25 protein-coding genes are annotated in these 19,673 nt (G+C 69.0%); 9 read left to right on the top strand and 16 right to left on the bottom strand.

Translation table 11 applies throughout. From position 1 onward, the window contains the following. Positions 1 to 356: 356 nt before the first annotated feature. The 3 genes from RF701_RS08310 to RF701_RS08300 are packed head-to-tail and all read right to left on the bottom strand — an operon-like array spanning position 357 to position 3,830. Positions 357 to 1,592 (bottom strand): cytochrome P450, encoded by a 1,236-nt coding sequence (locus RF701_RS08310; RefSeq protein WP_308814667.1) that lies wholly within the window; start codon positions 1,590 to 1,592, stop codon positions 357 to 359. Between the two features lie 46 nt (positions 1,593 to 1,638). After that, positions 1,639 to 2,886, bottom strand: a complete 1,248-nt coding sequence (locus tag RF701_RS08305) for an ABC transporter permease (RefSeq protein ID WP_210359389.1) — start codon at positions 2,884 to 2,886, stop codon at positions 1,639 to 1,641. Further along, on the bottom strand, positions 2,883 to 3,830 hold the full coding sequence (locus RF701_RS08300) for an ATP-binding cassette domain-containing protein (protein WP_308814666.1): 948 nt from the start codon (positions 3,828 to 3,830) through the stop codon (positions 2,883 to 2,885). The genes RF701_RS08305 and RF701_RS08300 overlap by 4 nt, the downstream gene beginning before the upstream one ends. A 57-nt stretch (positions 3,831 to 3,887) precedes the next feature. On the opposite strand from RF701_RS08300, the gene queG reads away from it, so the two are divergent. After that, a complete protein-coding gene (gene queG, locus RF701_RS08295; RefSeq protein WP_308814665.1) occupies positions 3,888 to 4,955 on the top strand; it encodes a tRNA epoxyqueuosine(34) reductase QueG in 1,068 nt (355 codons plus the stop codon). Beyond that, positions 4,934 to 5,851, top strand: a complete 918-nt coding sequence (locus RF701_RS08290; protein ID WP_308814664.1) for an alpha/beta hydrolase — start codon at positions 4,934 to 4,936, stop codon at positions 5,849 to 5,851. The genes queG and RF701_RS08290 overlap by 22 nt, the downstream gene beginning before the upstream one ends. A 110-nt stretch (positions 5,852 to 5,961) precedes the next feature. On the opposite strand, the gene RF701_RS08285 is transcribed toward RF701_RS08290, so the two are convergent. Further along, a complete protein-coding gene (locus RF701_RS08285; RefSeq protein ID WP_210359386.1) occupies positions 5,962 to 6,339 on the bottom strand; it encodes a hypothetical protein in 378 nt (125 codons plus the stop codon). After that, positions 6,336 to 7,010: an EI24 domain-containing protein gene (locus tag RF701_RS08280; RefSeq protein WP_308814663.1), complete on the bottom strand. Its 675-nt coding sequence runs from the start codon at positions 7,008 to 7,010 to the stop codon at positions 6,336 to 6,338. The genes RF701_RS08285 and RF701_RS08280 overlap by 4 nt, the downstream gene beginning before the upstream one ends. 110 nt (positions 7,011 to 7,120) lie before the next feature. Between RF701_RS08280 and RF701_RS08275 the strand changes: the two genes are divergently transcribed. Further along, positions 7,121 to 8,119, top strand: a complete 999-nt coding sequence (locus RF701_RS08275; protein WP_308814662.1) for an adenosine kinase — start codon at positions 7,121 to 7,123, stop codon at positions 8,117 to 8,119. 163 nt (positions 8,120 to 8,282) lie between these two features. Here the strand turns inward: RF701_RS08275 and RF701_RS08270 are convergent, their stop codons facing one another. The 11 genes from RF701_RS08270 to hisB form a co-directional block, all read right to left on the bottom strand. Next, complete coding sequence (locus RF701_RS08270) at positions 8,283 to 9,902, bottom strand: amino acid permease (protein ID WP_308814661.1); 1,620 nt, start codon at positions 9,900 to 9,902, stop codon at positions 8,283 to 8,285. 124 nt (positions 9,903 to 10,026) lie between these two features. Beyond that, a complete protein-coding gene (locus RF701_RS08265) occupies positions 10,027 to 10,404 on the bottom strand; it encodes a histidine triad nucleotide-binding protein (RefSeq protein WP_308814660.1) in 378 nt (125 codons plus the stop codon). An 11-nt stretch (positions 10,405 to 10,415) separates the two neighbouring features. Then, complete coding sequence (locus tag RF701_RS08260) at positions 10,416 to 10,727, bottom strand: phosphoribosyl-ATP diphosphatase (RefSeq protein WP_308814659.1); 312 nt, start codon at positions 10,725 to 10,727, stop codon at positions 10,416 to 10,418. A 33-nt stretch (positions 10,728 to 10,760) separates the two neighbouring features. Further along, positions 10,761 to 10,916 carry a hypothetical protein gene (locus tag RF701_RS08255; protein WP_210359380.1) on the bottom strand — a complete coding sequence of 52 codons (156 nt, stop codon included), beginning with the start codon at positions 10,914 to 10,916 and terminating at the stop codon, positions 10,761 to 10,763. Continuing rightward, positions 10,913 to 11,281, bottom strand: coding sequence for an STAS/SEC14 domain-containing protein (locus RF701_RS08250; protein ID WP_210359379.1), 369 nt, complete (start codon positions 11,279 to 11,281; stop codon positions 10,913 to 10,915). The genes RF701_RS08255 and RF701_RS08250 overlap by 4 nt, the downstream gene beginning before the upstream one ends. A 36-nt stretch (positions 11,282 to 11,317) precedes the next feature. Further along, complete coding sequence (hisF, locus tag RF701_RS08245) at positions 11,318 to 12,091, bottom strand: imidazole glycerol phosphate synthase subunit HisF (RefSeq protein WP_308814658.1); 774 nt, start codon at positions 12,089 to 12,091, stop codon at positions 11,318 to 11,320. Next, entirely contained in the window at positions 12,088 to 12,327 is a 240-nt protein-coding gene (locus tag RF701_RS08240) for a hypothetical protein (protein ID WP_308814657.1), read from the bottom strand. Before RF701_RS08240 ends, hisF begins: the two co-directional genes overlap by 4 nt. Further along, positions 12,324 to 13,088 (bottom strand): 1-(5-phosphoribosyl)-5-[(5-phosphoribosylamino)methylideneamino]imidazole-4-carboxamide isomerase, encoded by a 765-nt coding sequence (gene hisA / locus RF701_RS08235; RefSeq protein WP_308814656.1) that lies wholly within the window; start codon positions 13,086 to 13,088, stop codon positions 12,324 to 12,326. Before hisA ends, RF701_RS08240 begins: the two co-directional genes overlap by 4 nt. Continuing rightward, the gene (gene hisH, locus RF701_RS08230; RefSeq protein WP_210359375.1) at positions 13,085 to 13,690 is read right to left on the bottom strand and encodes an imidazole glycerol phosphate synthase subunit HisH; all 606 of its coding nucleotides are present in this window, start codon (positions 13,688 to 13,690) and stop codon (positions 13,085 to 13,087) included. The genes hisA and hisH overlap by 4 nt, the downstream gene beginning before the upstream one ends. Beyond that, positions 13,687 to 14,004 (bottom strand): YciI family protein, encoded by a 318-nt coding sequence (locus RF701_RS08225; RefSeq protein ID WP_203310220.1) that lies wholly within the window; start codon positions 14,002 to 14,004, stop codon positions 13,687 to 13,689. Before RF701_RS08225 ends, hisH begins: the two co-directional genes overlap by 4 nt. After that, positions 14,001 to 14,588 carry an imidazoleglycerol-phosphate dehydratase HisB gene (hisB, locus tag RF701_RS08220; protein WP_203310221.1) on the bottom strand — a complete coding sequence of 196 codons (588 nt, stop codon included), beginning with the start codon at positions 14,586 to 14,588 and terminating at the stop codon, positions 14,001 to 14,003. Before hisB ends, RF701_RS08225 begins: the two co-directional genes overlap by 4 nt. A 76-nt stretch (positions 14,589 to 14,664) precedes the next feature. Here hisB and RF701_RS08215 point away from each other — a divergent pair, with 76 nt between their 5' ends. The 6 genes from RF701_RS08215 to RF701_RS08190 all read left to right on the top strand — a co-directional run bounded on the left by RF701_RS08215 (position 14,665) and on the right by RF701_RS08190 (position 19,672). Next, positions 14,665 to 15,150, top strand: coding sequence for an SspB family protein (locus RF701_RS08215; RefSeq protein ID WP_203310222.1), 486 nt, complete (start codon positions 14,665 to 14,667; stop codon positions 15,148 to 15,150). A 283-nt stretch (positions 15,151 to 15,433) separates the two neighbouring features. After that, positions 15,434 to 16,825, top strand: a complete 1,392-nt coding sequence (gene fumC / locus RF701_RS08210) for a class II fumarate hydratase (RefSeq protein WP_308814655.1) — start codon at positions 15,434 to 15,436, stop codon at positions 16,823 to 16,825. 63 nt (positions 16,826 to 16,888) lie between these two features. Continuing rightward, positions 16,889 to 17,101: a hypothetical protein gene (locus RF701_RS08205; RefSeq protein WP_210359372.1), complete on the top strand. Its 213-nt coding sequence runs from the start codon at positions 16,889 to 16,891 to the stop codon at positions 17,099 to 17,101. Then, positions 17,098 to 17,304 (top strand): hypothetical protein, encoded by a 207-nt coding sequence (locus RF701_RS08200; protein ID WP_203310225.1) that lies wholly within the window; start codon positions 17,098 to 17,100, stop codon positions 17,302 to 17,304. The genes RF701_RS08205 and RF701_RS08200 overlap by 4 nt, the downstream gene beginning before the upstream one ends. Positions 17,305 to 17,385: 81 nt before the next feature. Continuing rightward, a complete protein-coding gene (gene gmk / locus RF701_RS08195; RefSeq protein ID WP_203310226.1) occupies positions 17,386 to 18,033 on the top strand; it encodes a guanylate kinase in 648 nt (215 codons plus the stop codon). 64 nt (positions 18,034 to 18,097) lie between these two features. After that, complete coding sequence (locus RF701_RS08190) at positions 18,098 to 19,672, top strand: MFS transporter (RefSeq protein WP_210359371.1); 1,575 nt, start codon at positions 18,098 to 18,100, stop codon at positions 19,670 to 19,672. The last annotated feature ends 1 nt before the right edge of the window (position 19,673 follow it).

Here is a 19,673-nt window from a genome sequence, read left to right as displayed (position 1 = left end):
CGTGGTTCTTCGCAACGCGCGGCCTCCTTTCCGTTTGTGGCATCTGGGCTTTGGTTACGTGGGCGACATTCCGACGCCGCAATATCCAATAGGGTCGCGTTCGAGTGTCCGCTTTTGGGCGTTAGCGGACGTCCGCAATTGGGCCAAAGCGGTCTGTCGGCCTTCGGAGGACTAGCGGACGTCGCCACGCCAGGTCGCCCGGCGCATCATGCCCCATGGCGATCCGGATGCGGGCGGCGGGGCGCGCCTGAGGCGGGGTGCGTCCTGCGCCGGGCCCGTTGCTCAAGCCGGCGGTGGGACAGAGCGAACGCGAATGTCATTGCGGACATGGCGCGAACATCGGCGCAAGATGATCCTCAATAGCGCTCCAGCCGCACCGGCATGCGGCGATAGCCGTGGACGAAACAGGCGGCGACGCGCTCCGGTTCGCCGTCGGCGACGACGCGCATGCGGCGTTTCGCCATTTCCTCCAGCAGCACGCCGACCTGCAACTCGGCAAGGCGCGCGCCGACGCAGCGGTGGATGCCGTGGCCGAAGGCGAGGTGGCGGCGCGCATTGGGACGGTCGACGCGGATCGCGTCGGCGTCCGCGCCGAACACGCTCTCGTCGCGATTGGCGGAGAGATACCAGAGGACGAGCTTGTCGCCCGCCGCGATCCTCTGCCCCATCAGCTCGGTGTCGCGCGTCGCGGTGCGGCGCATGTGCGCGAGCGGGGTCTGCCAGCGGATCAGTTCCTGTACCGCATTGGGGATGATCGCCGGGTCGGCCTCCAGCATCGCGCGCGCGTCGGGATAGAGGCTCAGGCCATGCGCGACGGCGGACATGGTGTTGCGCGTCGTATCGTTGCCGCCGACGATCAGCAGGATCAGATTGCCGATGAACTCGTGCGTGTCCATGTGCGCCATCGCATCGGAATGGATCATCATCGAGATGAGGTCGGGCGTCTGCGGCTTGCCGACCTTGGCGTTCCAGAGCCCGGTGAAATAGGCGCCGCATTCGTACATATGGGCGAGGCGCTGCTTGCGCGTCTCCTCGTTCTTGACGAGCTCGATGTCGCCCGCCCAGTCGGACCAGAAGGTGAGCTTGCGCCGGTCCGCCCAGGGGAAGTCGAACAGGATCGCCAGCATCTGCGTCGTCAGCTCGATCGCGACATGGTCGACCCAGTCGAACGTCTCGCCCCAGGGCAAGGCGTCGAGCACCTCCGCGGTGCGGCGCCGGATGTCGGGCGACATGCGCACCATCTCCGACGGCGTGAAGGCGGGGGCGACGGTGCGGCGCTGGCCGGTGTGGACCGGGCGGTCGCGCGCGATGAACATCGGCATGCGCACGGTCTGGTCGGGCGGCATGTCGGCGATGGTGATGCCGCCGGCCTCGGAGGAGTAGAGATCGGGCAGCGACTCGACCTCGACGATCGGCTTGTAGGTGGAGATCGACCAATAGGAGCCATAGTCGCTGTTGTCGCAGCGATAGACCGGCGCCGTTTCGCGCAACCGGCGGAATGGCGCGTGCCAGGCGTCGTCGCGATAGAGCGCGGCGCGGCTGACGTCGAGCGGATCGGCCGCGGGCGCGGCCTCCTGCAACTGGGTGGCCATGGGTCCTCTCCTGCGTCTTTTGACGCAAGAGATACCCTGTTGCCGGTTACGTCAAGGGCTCCGCGACGGGCTTGCGACCGAACCAGCGCGGCTTGGCGCTGCCCGACTGGAGCACGCCCCGGCGAAACAGGCGCGCGCCGAAGGTGATGAACAGCGAGACCCAGAGCAATTGCCAGGCGATCGCCGCGACATGCGGCCAGAGCGCGGCCTCCGTCGCGGCCCGACCCGCCATGGCAAAGGGCGAGGACAGCGGGAACAGCCGCGCCGCCCAGCCCATCGCGCCTTCGGGATGCGCGGTGCCCGCCAGCGCGAGGCCGAGCATCGCCATCTGCACGATGGAGATGGGTAGCGACAGCATCTGGATCTCGCGCGGGGACGAGGCAAGGGCGCCGACGACGAGGAAGGCGGAGCCGAGCAGCAGATAGGCCATGGTGAAATAGGTGAAGAACAACAGGCCGAAGGTCGGCAGTCCGACCGCGGTCTGCAGCGCGAGCGCGCCGGCGACGTCCGGCGGCAGGACGCTGCCAAGCTTGGCGACGATCGTCGCCCAGAAGCCGACGAACAGGATGGCAACGCCGAACATGCCGAGCAGCTTGCCGAGAAAGACGCTTTCGAGCGGGACGGCGGCGGCGAGTACCTCGATCACCTTGTTGTTGCGTTCCTCCGCCATCGTGCCGACGACCTGGCTGGCGAGGAACAGATTGAGCAGGAAGACGCCGAAGACGGCGAACGAGGCGGACTGGCGATAGCCGGACGCGCCGGCGCTGCCGCCCGCCCGCGCGACCGGCAGCTTGACGACGGCGACGCGGGGGAGGCTGCCCCCCAGTTTCGCGGCGGCGAGTGCGTCGCCGGCGAGCACGCCGAGATAGTCGGCGGCGCGCTTGCCGCGTGGACCGTAAAGGACGTGCGGCGCGTCGAGTGGCCCTGCGAGCACGGCACTCGCCTCGTAATCCTTGGCGGCGAAGAGGCCGCGCGCCTGATCCAGGCCGCGCCCGTCGGGCGCGACGGTCACCAGCGCGGGTGGCTGTTCCTCGTCGCGGCGGAAGACCGCGCGCAGCCGCCCATCGGACTCCTTGAAGGTGCGCATCGCGGGCGGCGGAACGATCGCGACGATCCGCGCCTTGTCCGCGCGCGCGTCGGCGACGCTGGCCGCGCCCATGCCGCCGATGGCGCCGAACGACCCCATGATCAGCGGCGCGAACAGGAAGAGCAGGAAGATCGGCGTAAAGACCGTGGCGGTGAAGTCGCGGCGCGCGATGGTGAGCGCCTGGCGGAGGGTGCGGGCAAGGGTCATGCGAAGGTTCCCGCGGGTTCGGCATGGGTGACGTCGCCTGCCGCGCTTTCGCCGACGATGCGGACGAAGGCGTCGTGCAGGCCGGGGCGTTCGATCGACAGGCCGGCGATGCCGTGGCCGCGTTCGATCAGCGTGACGAGCAGCGGCTCGATGCCGCCCGCGGGCATCTCGAACCGCCAGGCGCGCCCGTCCGTCGTCGCACCGGCTGGCAACAGCGCGGCAAGGTCGGTGCCGGCGTGCGCGGGCGTGTAGCGCACCTGTTGCGGCAACGTCGCACGCGCGTCGTCGACCGTGCCTTCGAAGCGGCGCCGGCCGCCGGCGATGATCGCCAGCCGGTCGCAGATCCGCTCGGCATGCGCCATGATATGCGTCGAGAAGAGGATGGTCGCGCCGCGATCGCGCTCCGCGAGGATCAGCGCCTCGAGCTTTTCCTGGTTGACGGGGTCGAGGCCGGAAAAGGGCTCGTCGAGGACGAGCAGGTCGGGGCGGTGGACGACGCTGCCGAGGAGCTGGACGAGCTGTGCCATGCCCTTCGACAGCTTGCGGATCTTCTGCTCCGTAGCGTAGCCGAGGCCGGCGGCCTCCATCATCTGTTCGGCGCGGGCACGACCCGTCTTCCAGTCGAGACCGCGCAGCGCGCCCATGAAGGCGATTGCCTCGCGCGCCTTCATCGCGGGGTAGAGGCCGCGTTCCTCGGGCAGATAGCCGATGCGGTCGCTGACGTCGCGCGGCGCGTCATGGCCGAAGACGGCGCGGCGTCCCTCGTCGGGCTCGATGATGCCGAGCAACGTGCGCAGCGTCGTCGTCTTGCCCGCGCCATTGGGACCGAGCACGCCGTAGATCGCGCCGCGCGGCACCGCGAGGTCGACGCCGTCGACGACGCGCCGCTCGCCGTAGCGTTTCACCAAGCCTTGCGCGGACACTGCCAGATCGTTGCCGTTCACCCTGCCCCCAAATCATGGCACCTTCGACGCGGCGCCGGTATGTGGTAGCGGGCGCGCGTGCCGCAGGACAAGCTGGAAGATCGGATCAAGGCCAAGGCGGCGGAATTGGGGTTCGTCGCCTGCGGCATCACGCGTGCCGATGCCGCGCCGCGCTCCGCCGAGCGGCTGCGCCAGTGGCTGGCCGAGGGGCGGCACGGCGACATGATCTGGATGGCGGAGCGCGCGCATCACCGCGAGGCACCGGCGGGGCTGTGGCCCGCGGTGCGCAGCGTCATCTCGCTGGGAATGAGCTATGCCCCCGCCGCCGATCCGCTGCGCCTCGAAGCGGAGGGCGAGGTCGGCCGCATCTCCGTCTACGCACAGGGTCAGGATTACCACGACGTCGTCAAGAAGGCGCTGAAGGCGCTCGGCCGCTGGCTGGCGCAGCAAGGCGCCACCGTCACCGGGCCAGACGGCGCCGCGGAGCAATGCGACCTCAAGGTGTTCGTCGACACTGCGCCGGTGATGGAAAAGCCGTTGGCGGAGGCGGCGGGACTGGGCTGGCAGGGGAAGCACACCAATCTGGTCAGCCGCGAGCATGGCAGCTGGCTGTTCCTGGGGGCGATCTACACGACGCTCGACCTCGCCCCGGACGGTGCGATGCGGCAGAGCTGCGGTTCGTGCGACGCGTGCCAGCGAGCCTGCCCGACGGACGCCTTTCCGGCGCCGTTCCAGCTCGATGCGCGGCGCTGCATCTCGTACCTGACGATCGAGCATGCCGGGCCGATCCCCGAGGAATTCCGCGCCGCGATCGGCAACCGCATCTACGGCTGCGACGACTGCCTGGCGGTGTGCCCGTGGAACAAGTTCGCGGCGAGCGCGGCGGCGAACGTGGCGTTCCAGCCGCGCGCGGAGCTGACCGTACCGCATCTGGCCGATTTGCTCGCGCTAGACGACGCGGGATTCCGGCAGGTGTTCGCGGGATCGCCGATCAAGCGGATCGGGCGCAACCGGATGGTGCGCAACGCGGCGATCGCGGCGGGCAACAGCGGTTCGCCGGCGCTGCGCCCGGCGCTGGCGGCGCTGGTGGACGATCCGGACGCGGTGGTGGCGGAGGCGGCGCGATGGGCACTGGCGCGGCTGTAGCGATCGATCGGCGGCGCCATCCGGTCGGGATGACGTTCGCGCCATGGATCGCGGCGGACGGCTGGGCGCTGCGCGCCTTCGACTGGCCGGCGGAGGCGCCGCGCGGGCGGCTGCTGTTCCTGGGCGGACGCGGCGATTTCGCGGAAAAATATCTTGAGGCGATGGCGCACTGGCGCGCCGCCGGGTGGAGCATCGCCGGATTCGACTGGCGCGGGCAGGGCGGGTCGGGGCGCCTGCTCGCCGACCCGCTGGTCAACCACCTCGACAGCTTCGAGCCGCTGCTGGAGGATCTGACGGCGTTCGTCGACGACTGGCGACGCGGCGGCGGCCCGCACGTCGCGGTGGCGCATTCGATGGGCGGGCACCTGCTGCTGCGGCTGCTGGCCGAACGCGGCGTGCGGCTCGACGCGGCGGTGCTGGCGGCGCCGATGCTGGGGATCCGCGCCGGCCCGCTCGGCACGCGCGCGATCGCGCTGGCGGCGCGCGGCGCGGTCGCGGCCGGGCAGGGGCGACGATGCCTGTGGAAGGGCGATGCCGGGCATGTGCGCGGCCGGATGACCGCCTGTCCGGAGCGGCAGGCGGACAAGGTCTGGTGGAAGGCGACGAACCCGGCCATCGCCTCGGGTGCGCCGAGCTGGGGCTGGACGCTGGCGGCGTGCCAATCGCTGGCGCGCCTGCACGCCGCGCCGCTGGAAAGGGTCGCGACGCCGGCCTTGCTGCTGGTGTCGGCGCGCGATCCGATCGTCAGCCGCCGCGCGATCCTGCGCACGGCGCGGCGCCTGCCGTGCGCGGAGGTGGCGGTCTATGCCGGGCAGGGGCACGAGCTGCTGCGCGAGGCGGACGCGCGCCGGCTGGCGGTGATGGCGCGGATCGACCGCTTCCTGCCGCCGCTATAAGGTGGGACTGTCGCCGTTGCGTCCTCACTGCCCGGGCGGGTGGCCGGGTCGTCGCCCGCGCGCCACGTTGCTGCCAGCGCGACGAGGGCCGCGGGCGGAAAGTGCCGCGCCTATTTCCCGCCGTCGCGCCGGGTCAGCGCCGCGACGCAGCTGGCTCGGTCGATCGTGCTGCCGTCGGGCTCGCGCGCGTCGAGATAGGTGACGCGCTGCTCGCCGCCCGATCCATTGCCCTCCTTGGGGTAGAGGTACGCGTCGAGGACGCAGATCGGTCCGGCGAATTGCAGCTTGCGCGCCGGGCCCTCGCGCGTGTCTGCGTCGGGCTGGCCGAATAGGGAGATCAGGCCGGCGGCGTTCTGGCCGATGACCCGTTCCAGACCGACATTGGTATAGGGGACGACGGCGCGATTGGCGACGGGCGGGGCGACGACGCCCGGCGCGGCGCAGGCGGACAATGCGAGCGCCACCGCGAGTGTGAAGCGAGCCTTCATGTCTTTCCCCCGTGGAACAGATGCGTCGCCATCGCCGCACCGACGATCGGCGCGAGCAAGCCGAGGAGCGGAACCACGAACAGCCCCGTGGCGACAAGCCCCAACACGAAGCGCGGTACGGCGGTGGACCTGCGCCAGCCCCGCATCGTCGCATCGTCGAGGTGCCGGCTCGCCACCATGTCGCCGAGGTCTCGGCCGAGCAGCCAGGCATTGACCAGCGTGAAGGCTACGATCGGCCCGATCGCGGTGAAGAGCAACGCCAGATAGACCGGCACCATCAGCAGGTTGACCAGGCAGGCCCGGAGCGCGGAGGCAAGGCCCATCCGCGCGGCGCGGGCGACGCCGACGGGTCGCGCGGCAGCGAAGGCGGCGGGATAATGACGCGTCTCCACCGCCGCGACGATATCGTCGGCGAACAGGCCGATGATCGCGATCGCGACGACGCGGAACAACAGCCAGCCGGCGAGCAGGCCGATCGCAATGGCGGCGACGCCGGCAAGGCCGTCGTCATGGCCGCCCGCGAAGCCGGCCAGCCACCGACGCAGCAGTTCGAACAGGCCGAAACCACCGGCGAGGAATACGACCAGCGTGACCGCGAGCGACTTCGCGAGCACGCGCAGGATCGCGGGGTCGCCGAGCTGGCGCAGCGTGAGCACGAGAGCGCGGAACATCGTCCCTGCGAGGTGACGTGGCGGCGGCCGCGCGTCAAGCAAGGGCTCGCGCGGCGGCGCGAAGGACGGTAGGGAGCCGCTTTATCCCTATTTTCGGAGCTTCCCCTACCTTGACCCAGCCCCGTTTCGAGGTGGTCGCGATCGGCAACGCGATCGTCGACATCCTGGCCCAGGCCGACGACGCCTTCATCGCGGAGATCGGCGTCGCCAAGGGTTCGATGCAGCTGATGTTCTCTCCCGAGGATGCCGACGCACTCTATGCGAAGATGGGGCCCGGCCGCGAGGTGTCGGGCGGCTCGGCGGCGAACACGGTCGCCGGCATCGCCGCACTGGGCGGTCGCACCGCCTTCATCGGCCAGGTCGCCGACGACCAGCTGGGCCAGGTCTTCGCGCACGACATCCGCGCGGCGGGCGTGCATTTCGACACGGCGGTCCGCCCCGGCCAGCCGACCACGGCGCGCTGCCTGATCTTCGTCACGCCCGACGGGCAGCGGACGATGAACACCTATCTTGGGGCGTCGCAGTTCCTGCCCGAGGGCGCGCTGGACCTGTCGATCATCCAGGATGCCGAGATCCTCTATCTCGAAGGCTATCTGTGGGATCCGGAGGAGCCGCGCGCGGCGATGCGCGCCGCGATCGAGGCGGCGCGCGGTGCCGGCCGGCGCGTCGCCTTCACGCTGTCGGACGTGTTCTGCATCGGCCGGCACGGGGGCGACTTCCGTGCGCTGATCGTCGACGGGATGATCGACATCCTGTTCGCCAATGAGAACGAATTGACCGCGCTGGCGGAGGTCGAGGACTTCGAAGCGGCGGTGGCGAAGATCGCCGCGCAGGTGCCGACGCTGGTGGTGACGCGCGGCGAACACGGTGCGTGCGCGATCCAGCGCGGTGAACGCGCCGAGGTGAACGCCGAGCCGATCGACCATGTCGTCGACACGACCGGCGCGGGCGACCTGTTCGCGGCGGGCTTCCTGCACGGCCAGGCGCAGGGCAAGGGGCTCGAGGAATCGCTGAAGCTCGGCGCGATCTGCGCGGCGGAGATTATCAGCCACTTCGGCGCGCGGCCGATGGTTGACATGCAGGCGCTGCTGGCCGCGAAGCTGGGCTGAAAGGCGCGCGGACGAGTGTGCGGTCCAGCAAAGCTGGAGCTTCCACGCACGTGGATCAGACCATGAAGCGCCCCCTCTCCAGCGGAAGCGGGGCGGTGGCGCCAAGAAAGAAGGGCCGGTGGAGCGATCCACCGGCCCTTCCTTTTGATGACTGCCGCTCCGATCAGTGGATCGAGCGCGACGTTTCCGGCTGAATCGACGGATCGTCGAGCGTGTCGACGATGCCGCGGCCGACATAGGAGCGGCTGCGGCTGTAGCCGAAATAGATGACAAGGCCGATCGCGCCCCAGATCGGCAGGACCAGCTTGGCGGTCAGCGGCAGCGACAGATAGAGGACGACGCAGCCGACGATCGCGAGCGGCGCCACGACATAGACGGCGGGGGTGCGGAACGGCCGCGCGCGGTTGGGATCGGTGCGGCGGAGCACCATCACCGACACCGCCACCATGAAGAAGGCGAAGAGCGTGCCGGCGTTGGAATAGTCGGCCAGCTTGCCGACCGGCAGGATCGCGGCGGCGACGCCGGCGGCGACGCCGGTCAGCAGCGTGACGACATGCGGCGTGCGGAAGCGCGGGTGGACCGAGGCGAGCTTCGCGGGAAGCAGGCCGTCGCGCGCCATGGTGAAGAAGATGCGCGTCTGGCCGAACATCATCATCAGCACGACCGACGGCAGCGCCAGCACCGCGGCAAGGCCGACGAGGCGGCCGATCATCGGCCAGTTGATCGTGTCGAGGACGTGAACCAAAGCCTCTTTCGAGCAGACCAAGGGTTCGAGCGTGCCGGCGGCGACGATGGCAGCGCAGCGGCCGGCGATCTCCGGCGTGCCCGGTGCGAGCACCTGGCCGGCGAGCGAGGTCACCGGCTGCGCGCCGATCGCCCCGATCGCGCCCGAGGCGACGAGCAGGTAGAAGATGGTGCAGATCGCGAGGCTGCCGATCAGGCCGATCGGCACGTTGCGCTGCGGGTTCTTGGTCTCTTCGGCAGCGGTCGAGACCGCGTCGAAGCCGACATAGGCGAAGAAAATCGAGGCGGCGGCGCCGAGCACACCAAGGCCCGAGGAGTTGAACGGATTGCCCACGCCGGTCGGCAGGAACGGGTGGAAATTTTCCGCCTTGGCGACCGGCAGGGTGAGCAGGACGAAGGCGGTGAGCGCGGCGATCTTGATCGCGACGAGGATCGCGTTGACGCGCGCGCTTTCGGTGGTGCCGATGATCAGCAGCCACGTGACGATCGCGACGACGAAGATGGCGGGCACGTTGACCCAGCCGCCCGTCGCCATCGCCTGCGTCAGGTCGGCGCTGGGCGTGGCGCCGAGCGCCAGATACATGTGCGCCATCAGCGCATCGGCGTTGCTGATAGCGGCGGGCACGTGGAAGCCGATGCCGTTGAGCAGCCCGACCGCATGGTTCGACCAGCCGACCGCGACGGCGCTGGCGCCGACCGCATATTCGAGGATCAGCGCCCAGCCGACCATCCACGCCAGGATCTCGCCCGTCACCGCATAGGTGTAGGTATAGGCGGAGCCCGACACGGGCACCATCGAGGCGAGCTCCGAATAGCAGAGCGCCGCGACGGCGCAGATGAAGCCGGCGACGACGAAGCTGAGCAGCATGCCCGGCCCGGCCTTTTGCGCGGCTTCGGAGGTGAGGACGAAGATGCCGGTGCCGATGACGGCGCCGATGCCCAGCATGGTCAGCTGAAAGGCGCCGAGCGAGCGGTGCAGGCCCTTCTTCTCGGCGGTGGCAAGGATGGCGTCGAGTGGCTTGACGCGCCCGAATATCATGTAAGCGATCCCCCCATCTGCGTTGAGGGCCTTGGCGGCCCCCCGCATGGTGAAGCCGCGAAGCCTAGTCGCAAATGATACGGGTGCAACAGGATATTGCGCGAGGATAGCCGCGCCGGTGCGATTAGCGCGCCAGCATGGGGCCGAGCGGACGTCCGGCGAAGAGGTGGACGTGGAGGTGCGGCACCTCTTGCCCCGCGTCGCGACCGATGTTGGCGAGCAGGCGATAGCCGCTCTCCACGAGGCCGAGCTGGCGCGCGACGGTGCCGACGGCGCGGACGAAGCCAGCGATCTCCGCCTCGCTGCCGCGCGCGGCAAAGTCGTCCCACGACACATAGGCGCCGCGCGGAATGACCAGCACGTGGGTCGGCGCGTGGGGCGCGATGTCGTGGAAGGCGACCGCCCAATCGTCCTCGTAGACGCGCCGCGAGGGGATTTCGTCGCGCAGGATCTTCGCGAAGATGTTCTGGTCGTCGTAGGGCAGGGTGGGATCAATTGGCATCGCGGGCGTCCTTACGGCTGGCGGGCGGCCTTTTCGACATGGCCGGAGGTACCCTCGCGGCGGGCGATCTCCGCACGCACGTCGGCGAGGCTGTACCCCGCATCGGCAAGCAGCACCATCAGGTGGAAGACGAGATCGGCGGCCTCCGCCACGAGCTTGTCGGGCTGCGCGAGCGCGGCGATGACGGTCTCCGTCGCCTCCTCACCCACCTTCTGCGCGATCTTCGGCCGGCCCTTGGCGAACAGGCTGGCGACATAGGAGGTGCCGGCGTCCGCGCCGCGGCGCTGGGCGATGGTGGCGTCGAGACGGTCGAGCGGGTCCATGCCGCTGCGCTTGGCGCGACGACGGGGGGCGCGTCAATCGTTCTTGGTGAAGCGGCGGCGCAAGGCCCTGCGGGCGAGCCAGACACCGACCACCGCCACGACGAACAGCGCGACGTCGGACAGCGCGGGTGCGGTGCGCGGATGGACGATGCCCGAATGGCCCCCGGCGACCGATGACAGCGCGATCATGCGGGCAGCAGGTCGGGTTCGGTGAGCCACGCAAGCGCCGCGTCGGGATCGGCGAAGATGCGCAGATAGGGCTGCGTCATGAACCGTTGCACTTGCAGCCGCGTGATCGCGCTGCCCGTGACGACCGCGATGCGGCGTGCGCGGGGGAAATCGCCGAGGCGCGCATGGATCGCATCGACCGCCTCGCGCGGCTGGACGGTGGTGGCGCTCATGTCCATGCGGAGCAGGTAGCCCGGCCGGAAGCCGCCGGCGACGAAGCGACGCTCCAGCTCGTTCGCATAACCGGCGACGGCATCCGCCGTGAACAGGCCGGTCCAGCGGATGTCGACGAAATTGCGCTCGGGATGCAGGTCGATCGCGTACATGCGCCGGCCTTATCGCAGCCAAGCCTTGCGGAACCGCTAATCCGCGAAGAGGGGGCGACGAACGGGGATGCCCGCGGACGCGAGCGCGGCATGCGCATCGGCGATGCTCGCCTCGCCGAAATGGAAGATCGACGCGGCGAGGACCGCACTCGCATGGCCGTCGCGGATGCCGGCGACGAGATCGGCGAGCCCGCCGACGCCGCCGCTCGCGACGACCGGTACCGAGACGCGGTCGGCGATGGCGCGGACGAGGGCAAGGTCGTAGCCCGACCGGGTTCCGTCCTTGTCCATCGAGGTGACGAGCAGTTCGCCAGCGCCAAGTTCGGCAAGGCGGACGGCATGCGCGACCGCGTCTATTCCCGTCGCGCGGCGGCCGCCATGGGTGAAGACCTCCCAGCCGTCGCCGGTCCGGCGCGCGTCAATCGAGGCGACGCAGCACTGGCTGCCGAACCGTTCCGCTATGTCGGCGACGACTTCCGGCCTCGATACGGCGGCGGAATTGACCGCGACCTTGTCCGCGCCGGCGAGCAGCAGCGCGCGGGCGTCGTCGGCGGTACGTACGCCGCCGCCGACCGTCAGGGGCATGAAGCAGACCGCGGCGGTGCGCCGGACGACATCGAGGATGGTGCCGCGATCCTCCGCGCTGGCGGTGATGTCGAGGAAGCACAATTCGTCGGCGCCGGCCGCGTCATAGGCGCGTGCCTGCTCGACCGGGTCGCCGGCATCGATCAGGTCGACGAAGTTGACGCCCTTGACGACGCGGCCGCTGGCGACGTCGAGGCAGGGAATGACGCGGGCGCGGACGGTCATGGCAGCAGGGCCCGTACGATGAGGACGATGGAGACGACAAGCAGCGTCGCGACGATGGCGACCATGGCGGTGGCGCAGGCACGGTAAGCGAGCGGGTGCTGGTCGCGGCGAACGCCGATCGGATTGATACCCCCGATCGGCACGTCGATCCGGCCGCGGCGGATCTGGTCGCGCAGCATCGGCGCATAGGCGCCGACGACTCCGCCCGTCAGCAGGCCGGCGACGCCAGGATTCATGCCGCCGCCGCCGCCACCGCAAGCGCGGCCGCGAGGTCGAGACGCCCGTCGTAGAGCGCGCGGCCGGTAATGACGCCTTCGACGCCACCACGCTCTCCGTCAACGCGGGCATGGAGGGCGAGCATATGGATGTCGTCGATGCCCTTCACGCCGCCGCTGGCGATGACGGGGATCGACACGGCGCGGGCCAGGTCCACCGTCGCCTCGATGTTGGCGCCCTTCAGCAGCCCGTCGCGGCCGACATCGGTGAACAGCAGCGCGGCGACGCCTGCATCCTCGAACCGGCGGGCGAGGTCGACCACGCTCGTCGTCGAGACGTCCGCCCAGCCCTTGGTCGCGACCATGCCGTCCTTCGCGTCGACCGCGACGACGATGCCGCCCGGAAAATCGCGCGCCGCGCCACGGACGAAAGCCGGATCCTCCAGAGCCGCGGTGCCGATCACCACGCGCGACACGCCGAGGTCGAACCAGCGCTCGACGCTGTTACGGGTGCGGATGCCGCCGCCCAATTGTACATGGCCCGGGAAGGCGGACACGATGCCGCGCACCGCGTCGCCATTCACCGACTCGCCGGCGAAGGCCCCGTCGAGGTCGACGACGTGGAGATGCTGCGCTCCCGCCCGGGCGAACAGGTCGGCCTGGTGCGCGGGATCGTCGCCATAGACGGTGGCGCGGTCCATATCGCCCTCCGCAAGGCGGACGACCTGCCCGGCCTTGAGGTCGATGGCCGGGAAGACGATGAGCGGTACGGTGCGGGTCATGGACGCCATTCCAGGAAGTTGGCGAGAAGGTCGAGGCCGTAGCGCTGGCTCTTCTCCGGGTGGAACTGCAGGCCGAGCATCGTGTCGCGGGCGATCGCGGCGGTGACCGGCCCGGCGTGGTCGGTGGTCGCCACCACGTCATCGCCCTCATAGGCGTAGCTGTGCAGGAAATAGGCCTCGCCCGCCGGTACCAGCGGATGGCCGCCCGCGGGCCGCACGTCGTTCCAGCCCATGTGCGGCACCTTCGCCGCCATGGTGCCGGGATCGAGGCGGCGGACGCGACCCTTCATCCAGCCGAGGCCCCGGTGGATGCCCATCTCCTCGCCCGTCTCCGCCATCAGCTGCATGCCGACACAGATTCCCAGGAAGGGGCGGCCATGGTCGAACACCGCCGCGCGCAGCGCTTCCTCGAGCCCGTCGATCGCGCGCAAGTTCGCGGCACAGGCGCCGAACGCGCCCACGCCCGGCAGCACGATCCGATCTGCCCTGGCAAGAGCGTCCGGATCAGCGGTGATCAGCACGTCGGTCGCGCCGGCCGCCGCGAGCGCGTTGGCGACCGAATGGAGGTTGCCCGAACGTATGTCGATCAGCGCGAGCGTCATGCGAGCATCTCCGCCAGCGCGGGCGCTGCCATGCTGGCGGTGAAGCCGGTGACCTCGGCCCGCGCGAGTCCGTCGGAGACGAACGGATCGGTGGCGATCAGGTCCTGCACCCGCTCCGCGTCGCCGCGCATGACGATGACGCCGCCCGTCCGCGGCACCTTGCGGCCCGACGCCAGGATTAGTCCCGCGTCATAGCCCTTGCGCAGCCAGGCGACATGGGCTGCCATCCGCGCGTCGATCGCGTCCAGCGGCGCGTCGTAGTGCAGCGATACCACGCAGAGCGGTGCGTCCGGCCTGACGAAGGGGTCGCTCACAACATCCCCTTTGTCGACGGGATGGCGTCGCCCTTGCGCGGGTCGATCTCCACCGCGGCGCGAAGCGCGCGGGCAAGCCCCTTGAACGCGCTCTCGACGATATGGTGGTTGTTCTGCCCATAGAGCGTCTCGACGTGCAGCGTCAGGCCGGCGGTCTGGGCGAAGCTGTGGAACCAGTGCTCGATCAGTTCGGTGTCGAGGTCGCCGAGCCGGGTCATCGTGAACGCCGTCTTCCACACGAGCCAGGGCCGGCCCGAAATGTCGAGCGCGACGCGGGTCAGCGTCTCGTCCATCGGCGAAAGCGCGTCGCCGTAGCGTCGGATGCCACGCTTGTCGCCCAGCGCCTTGGCGATGGCCTGGCCGAGCGCGAGCGCCGAGTCCTCGGCGGTGTGGTGGCCGTCGATGTGCAAGTCGCCCTCGACCTTGAGGTCGATGTCGATCAGACCGTGGCGCGATAGCTGCTCGATCATGTGATCGAGGAAGCCGATGCCGGTATGGATGGCATAGACGCCGGTGCCGTCCAGATTGACGGTGACGTCGATCCGCGTCTCGGCGGTGGAGCGGTTGATCGTGGCGGTGCGCATATCGGTTCGGCCCATAGAAGCGTGTGTCGTCACGCACAATCTTGACCGGCCATGCGAAGCCGCTACCCAAGGGCGCATGACCGACGGACTGCCCGATAGCCTGATCCCCTATGACGAGATCGTCCAGGAGGCGCTGCGCGCCGTCGTCGGTCGCGTGCTGGGCTCGGTGGCCGAGACGGGCGCGCTGCCCGGCGACCATCATTTCTACATCACCTTCAAGACCCAGGCGCCGGGCGTGGACATTCCCCGGCGGCTGATCGAGCGGTTCCCGGACGAGATGACGATCGTGCTGCAGAACCGTTTCTGGGACCTGACGGTGGACGAGCGCAAATTCTCCGTCGGCCTTAGCTTCAACCAGGTACCTTCGAAGCTGGTCATTCCTTATTCGGCGATCACCGGCTTCCACGACCCGGCGGTCAACTTCGAGCTGCGCTTCCAGGCGACCGAGGACCCGGATGACGGCCCCGAGCCGCATGACGAGGCGGAGAACGACGGCCCGACGGTGACCCCGGTCGAGGACGGATCGAACGTCGTCAGCGTCGATTTCAAGCGGAAGAAATAGGGCGCGAGGAGCGCTGCGAAGCGTCTAGCCGGCGACGCGCCCCGCCGATCCTCATCATTACGTCCATTGGCTGGACCTATCCACGCGCTTGGCGAGCGATGGCGCGACGCCGCTGCAATGCGGACTGATGGGTCCCGGACTTCGCCGGGATGACGATCAGGCTGACGCGCGGGGGTATCAGCTTTGTCCCGGACCGCGTGTCGGGGGGCTGCCTTGGCATGAACGACGGCGCGGCGTTATGGCGAAGCCGCAACCAACCCCGACGCCGCAGGTTCACGTTCACATGACCGATACCCGCACCGAGACCGATTCGATCGGCCCCATCGAGGTCCCCGCCGACGCCTATTGGGGCGCGCAGACCGAGCGGAGCCTGGAGAATTTTCCCTTCGATGCGCGAGAGCGGATGCCGATCGGTATCGTCCATGCGCTAGCCATCGTGAAACAGGCGGCGGCGCGGGTGAACCGACGGCACGGCCTGCCCGCTGACAAGGCCGAGGCGATCGAGACCGCCGCGCAGGAGATCGTCGCGGGCAAGCTCGACGACCAGTTCCCCCTCGTCATCTGGCAGACGGGTTCGGGAACGCAGTCGAACATGAACGTCAACGAGGTGATCGCCGGTCGCGCCAACGAGATGCTGGCGGGCCAACGCGGCGGCAAGGCGCCCGTTCATCCCAATGACGACGTCAACCGCGGCCAATCGTCCAACGACAGTTTTCCCACCGCGCTGCATGTCGCAGCGGCGCTGGCGGTGCGCGACAGGCTGCTGCCGGCGCTCGCGATCCTTCACGCTGCCCTGGCCGCCAAGGCGGCGGCGTGGAACGGTATCGTCAAGATCGGCCGCACGCATCTGCAGGACGCCACCCCGCTGACGCTGGGGCAGGAGGTGTCCGGCTACGTCCAGCAGCTCGCCAACGCCCGCGACCGGATCGAAGGAACGGTGAAACGCAACATCCTGCCGTTAGCACAAGGCGGGACGGCGGTGGGCACGGGCCTCAACGCACCGGACGGCTTCGCCGAGGATGTCGCGGCCGAGATCGCGACGCTGACCGGTATCCCGTTCGTCACGGCGCCAAACAAGTTCGAGGCGCTGGCGTCCAACGACGGGCTGGTCGATCTGCACGGCACGCTCAACGTGCTGGCGGTCGCGCTGACGAAGATCGCCAACGATATCCGGCTGCTCGGCTCGGGCCCGCGATCGGGGCTGGGTGAACTGGAGCTGCCGGCCAACGAACCGGGCAGCTCGATCATGCCCGGCAAGGTCAATCCGACGCAGGCGGAGATGCTGACGATGGTTGCCGCCCAGGTGATGGGCAACAACGTGGCCGTCACCGTCGGTGGTCTGCAGGGGCATATGGAGCTCAACGTGTTCAAGCCGCTGATCGGCGCGAACGTGCTGCGGTCCATCGACCTGCTCAGCGTCGGAATGGAAAGCTTCGCAACTCGTACCGTCGAGGGTATGCGCGCGAACGAGGCGCGGATCGCAACGCTGGTCGAGCAATCGCTGATGCTCGTCACCGCGCTCGCGCCCGAGATCGGCTACGACAATGCCGCGAAGATCGCCAAACATGCCCATGAGACGGGCGGGACGCTGCGACAGGCAGGGCTGGCGCTCGGCCTAATCGACGAGTCGACGTTCGACCGCCTCGTGCGGCCGAGCGACATGGTCGGACGATAAGTCCCTTCCGGAACAACTGCCCGCTTCCGGCGATTGGATCCCCGCAAGCTTCGGGAGGCAATCATGAGCGCAACGACGATAGGCGCGCTGATCGGCGGCGCGATCGATTCTCTGTCGGGTGACGACGGCGTGGCAGACGGCGCAATCATCGGCGCAGTCACCGCCAATGTGCTCAAGGTCGTGCTGCCGATCGCCGTCACCTATGCGGTGGGATGGGCGGTTCTGCGCGGTGCGGCGGAGCTGAAGGACCAGGTTTTCGGAAAGGAACAGGCATGATCGGCAAGATTATCGGGGCGCTCGTCGGGCGCGAACTGGACCGTCGTGATGGCTCGGACGGTGCCAAGGGTGCATTGACCGGCGTGATCGCCGCTGGCGTGCTGCGCCGCATGGGTCCGCTCGGCATGCTGATCGGTGGGGGCTATGTGGCTAAAAAAGCCTATGATCGCCGAAAGCTGGCAAAGCGCGGCACGCTCGCCTGAAGCCAGTCGTCTCAAAATTTTCCGCAGTGCAGCAGGCCGCGGGTGCTTGACGCCCGCGGCCTTCGCGCGTCACTAGCGCACATGCCGACGACCCCTGCCGATCCGCACAACTTCAAGCGTCGTGGAGTCCTGTTCGTCCTTTCCTCGCCTTCGGGTGCGGGCAAATCGACCATCGCGCGCAAGTTGCTCGCCGCCGATCCGGAACTGGCCATGTCGGTCTCCGCGACGACGCGCCCGATGCGACCCGGCGAGGTCGAGGGCAAGGATTATCATTTCGTCGATCTCGAGGAATTCCGCCGGATGGTGGCGGAAGACGAATTCCTGGAATGGGCGCACGTCTTCAACCATCGCTACGGCACGCCCCGCGCGCAGGTCGAGTCTATGCTGGCGGCGGGCAAGGACGTGCTGTTCGACATCGATTGGCAGGGTGCGCAGCAGCTGTTCCAAATCGCCGGGGGCGATGTGGTGCGGGTCTTCATCTTCCCGCCCTCGATGGAAGAACTGCGTTCGCGGCTGACCAATCGCAACACCGACTCGGCCGAGGTGATCGAGGCGCGCATGGCGCGCGCGGCGAACGAGGTCAGCCACTGGGACGGCTATGACTATGTGCTGGTCAACGACGATGTCGAACGCTGTTTCGAAGGCGTGCGCACGATCCTGGCAGCGGAGCGGCTGAAGCGGTCCCGCCAGACTGGCCTGATCGGCTTCATCCGCAAGCTGACGCGCTGATCGCGCCCTCTTCCCTCACGCATCAGGCTGTTGCTATCGACGTGATCGGTAGGGGAGGGGCGGTATGAGCAGCACGTTGAGCGGCCGGCAGGCGACATGGGCCTTCGTCCTGGGCTGTGTTGCGGTGACGCTCGGCGTGCTTGCGCACCTGCCGATGTTCGCGATGGCGCGGACGATGCACTACCGGCTGGCGGGAATGCCGATGGACCCGCTGATGCTGGCCGGCATGGCGTCGATCGTCGCGGGGACCCTGCTGGCTGCCTACGGCCTGCTGCCGCGCAATGTGGCGGCCCAGCGCGCTGCGGCGGCGGATATCGTGATCGCCGCGCCGGAGGATGCGCCCCTATCAGCCGCGCATTGGGGGCTCATGGCGGTGCTCGTCGTCGCCCTCATCATCGACGTGATGAAGCCTGCATCGCTCGGCTTCACAGTGCCTGGGATGATCGGCGAATATGGCGTCCCGAAGCGGACGGTGTCGCTCGTCCCCTTCTTCGCGCTCGCCGGCACCGTCACGGGGTCGGTGCTGTGGGGGTGGATTGCCGATGTCTACGGGCGAAAGGCGTCGATCCTGCTGTCCGCGGTCATGTTCGTCGGCACCTCGATCTGCGGCGCGATGCCCAGCCTCGCCTGGAACATCGCGATGTGCTTCATGATGGGGGCGGCGGCGGGCGGGATGCTGCCGGTCACCTATGCGTTGCTCGCCGAGATGATGCCGAGCCGCCACCGCGGCTGGAGCCTCGTGCTGGTCGGCGGGTTGGGCGCAGTCGGCGGCTATTTCGCCGCGAGCGGCCTGTCCGCCGTGCTGCAACCGGTCTTTGGCTGGCGCATCCTGTGGCTCGCCAACCTGCCGACGGGACTTACGCTTGTGCTGCTCGGCGCACTCATCCCGGAATCGGCGAAATTCCTGCTGGCGCGGGGACGCGCCACGGAAGCGGAGGCGGTGATGCGCCGGTTCGGCGCGAAGGTGCGGCAGGCTGGACCTGCGGTGATGGCGGAAAAGCGCGGATCGCATGCGCTGACCGGCCTCGGGCTCTACGGCAAGCTCGCGGCGCTGAGTATCTGCGCGCTGTCCTGGGGGCTGATCAATTTCGGGTTGCTGCTGTGGCTGCCCGCCGATCTTGTCGCCAAGGGCTATTCGGTCGGGGTCTCGAGCCGGCTGTTGGCCGAAAGCGCGCTGATCGCCTTTCCCACCGTCTTCGTCGCGGCGCTGCTCTATAGCCGCTGGAGCACCAAATGGGCGCTAGCGACGATGATCGCGCTGACGCTGGCGGGGCTGGTGCTCGTCCTGCGACTCGAACTGGCGGGAACGGGCAGCCCGGTGCTGCCGGTGGCCCTGCTGATCGTCGGGACCAATGGCATCATTGCGATCGTCCTGCCCTATACCGCGGAAAGCTTCCCTCTGAAGGTCCGTGGCCGCGCGACGGGCTGGGTCGCGGCCTGTACCAAGGCCGGGGGTCTGATCGCACAGGGACTGACGATCGCCGGCATCTCGCTGTCGATGGGCAAGGCGGCGACGCTGGTCATGGTGCCGACGGTCGTCGCGTTGGCGCTCGTTGCTAGGTTCGGGCAGGAGACGCGAGGGCGCGACCTGCGCGACCTCGACGTCGATAGCGGCCAGATCGGCCACGCGGAAGCATAAG

The organism is Sphingomonas sp. GV3 (assembly GCF_031082075.1).
In the GTDB taxonomy this organism is placed as follows: Bacteria; Pseudomonadota; Alphaproteobacteria; order Sphingomonadales; family Sphingomonadaceae; genus Sphingomonas; species Sphingomonas beigongshangi.
This window is presented reverse-complemented; position numbering and strand designations above follow the sequence as displayed.

Coding starts and splice junctions, on each gene's coding strand:
- hisB (WP_203310221.1), bottom strand. CDS start 14,588: ATGCGCACCGCCACGATCAACCGCTCCACCGCCGAGACGCGGATCGAC.
- RF701_RS08205 (WP_210359372.1), top strand. CDS start 16,889: ATGAGCGCAACGACGATAGGCGCGCTGATCGGCGGCGCGATCGATTCT.
- RF701_RS08285 (WP_210359386.1), bottom strand. CDS start 6,339: ATGAAGGCTCGCTTCACACTCGCGGTGGCGCTCGCATTGTCCGCCTGC.
- hisH (WP_210359375.1), bottom strand. CDS start 13,690: ATGACGCTCGCGCTGATCGACATACGTTCGGGCAACCTCCATTCGGTC.
- RF701_RS08310 (WP_308814667.1), bottom strand. CDS start 1,592: ATGGCCACCCAGTTGCAGGAGGCCGCGCCCGCGGCCGATCCGCTCGAC.
- RF701_RS08250 (WP_210359379.1), bottom strand. CDS start 11,281: ATGTACGCGATCGACCTGCATCCCGAGCGCAATTTCGTCGACATCCGC.
- hisF (WP_308814658.1), bottom strand. CDS start 12,091: ATGACCGTCCGCGCCCGCGTCATTCCCTGCCTCGACGTCGCCAGCGGC.
- fumC (WP_308814655.1), top strand. CDS start 15,434: ATGACCGATACCCGCACCGAGACCGATTCGATCGGCCCCATCGAGGTC.
- gmk (WP_203310226.1), top strand. CDS start 17,386: ATGCCGACGACCCCTGCCGATCCGCACAACTTCAAGCGTCGTGGAGTC.
- RF701_RS08215 (WP_203310222.1), top strand. CDS start 14,665: ATGACCGACGGACTGCCCGATAGCCTGATCCCCTATGACGAGATCGTC.
- RF701_RS08200 (WP_203310225.1), top strand. CDS start 17,098: ATGATCGGCAAGATTATCGGGGCGCTCGTCGGGCGCGAACTGGACCGT.
- RF701_RS08305 (WP_210359389.1), bottom strand. CDS start 2,886: ATGACCCTTGCCCGCACCCTCCGCCAGGCGCTCACCATCGCGCGCCGC.
- hisA (WP_308814656.1), bottom strand. CDS start 13,088: ATGACCCGCACCGTACCGCTCATCGTCTTCCCGGCCATCGACCTCAAG.
- RF701_RS08260 (WP_308814659.1), bottom strand. CDS start 10,727: ATGGACCCGCTCGACCGTCTCGACGCCACCATCGCCCAGCGCCGCGGC.
- RF701_RS08265 (WP_308814660.1), bottom strand. CDS start 10,404: ATGCCAATTGATCCCACCCTGCCCTACGACGACCAGAACATCTTCGCG.
- RF701_RS08190 (WP_210359371.1), top strand. CDS start 18,098: ATGAGCAGCACGTTGAGCGGCCGGCAGGCGACATGGGCCTTCGTCCTG.
- RF701_RS08255 (WP_210359380.1), bottom strand. CDS start 10,916: ATGATCGCGCTGTCATCGGTCGCCGGGGGCCATTCGGGCATCGTCCAT.
- RF701_RS08240 (WP_308814657.1), bottom strand. CDS start 12,327: ATGAATCCTGGCGTCGCCGGCCTGCTGACGGGCGGAGTCGTCGGCGCC.
- RF701_RS08270 (WP_308814661.1), bottom strand. CDS start 9,902: ATGATATTCGGGCGCGTCAAGCCACTCGACGCCATCCTTGCCACCGCC.
- RF701_RS08290 (WP_308814664.1), top strand. CDS start 4,934: ATGGGCACTGGCGCGGCTGTAGCGATCGATCGGCGGCGCCATCCGGTC.
- RF701_RS08280 (WP_308814663.1), bottom strand. CDS start 7,010: ATGTTCCGCGCTCTCGTGCTCACGCTGCGCCAGCTCGGCGACCCCGCG.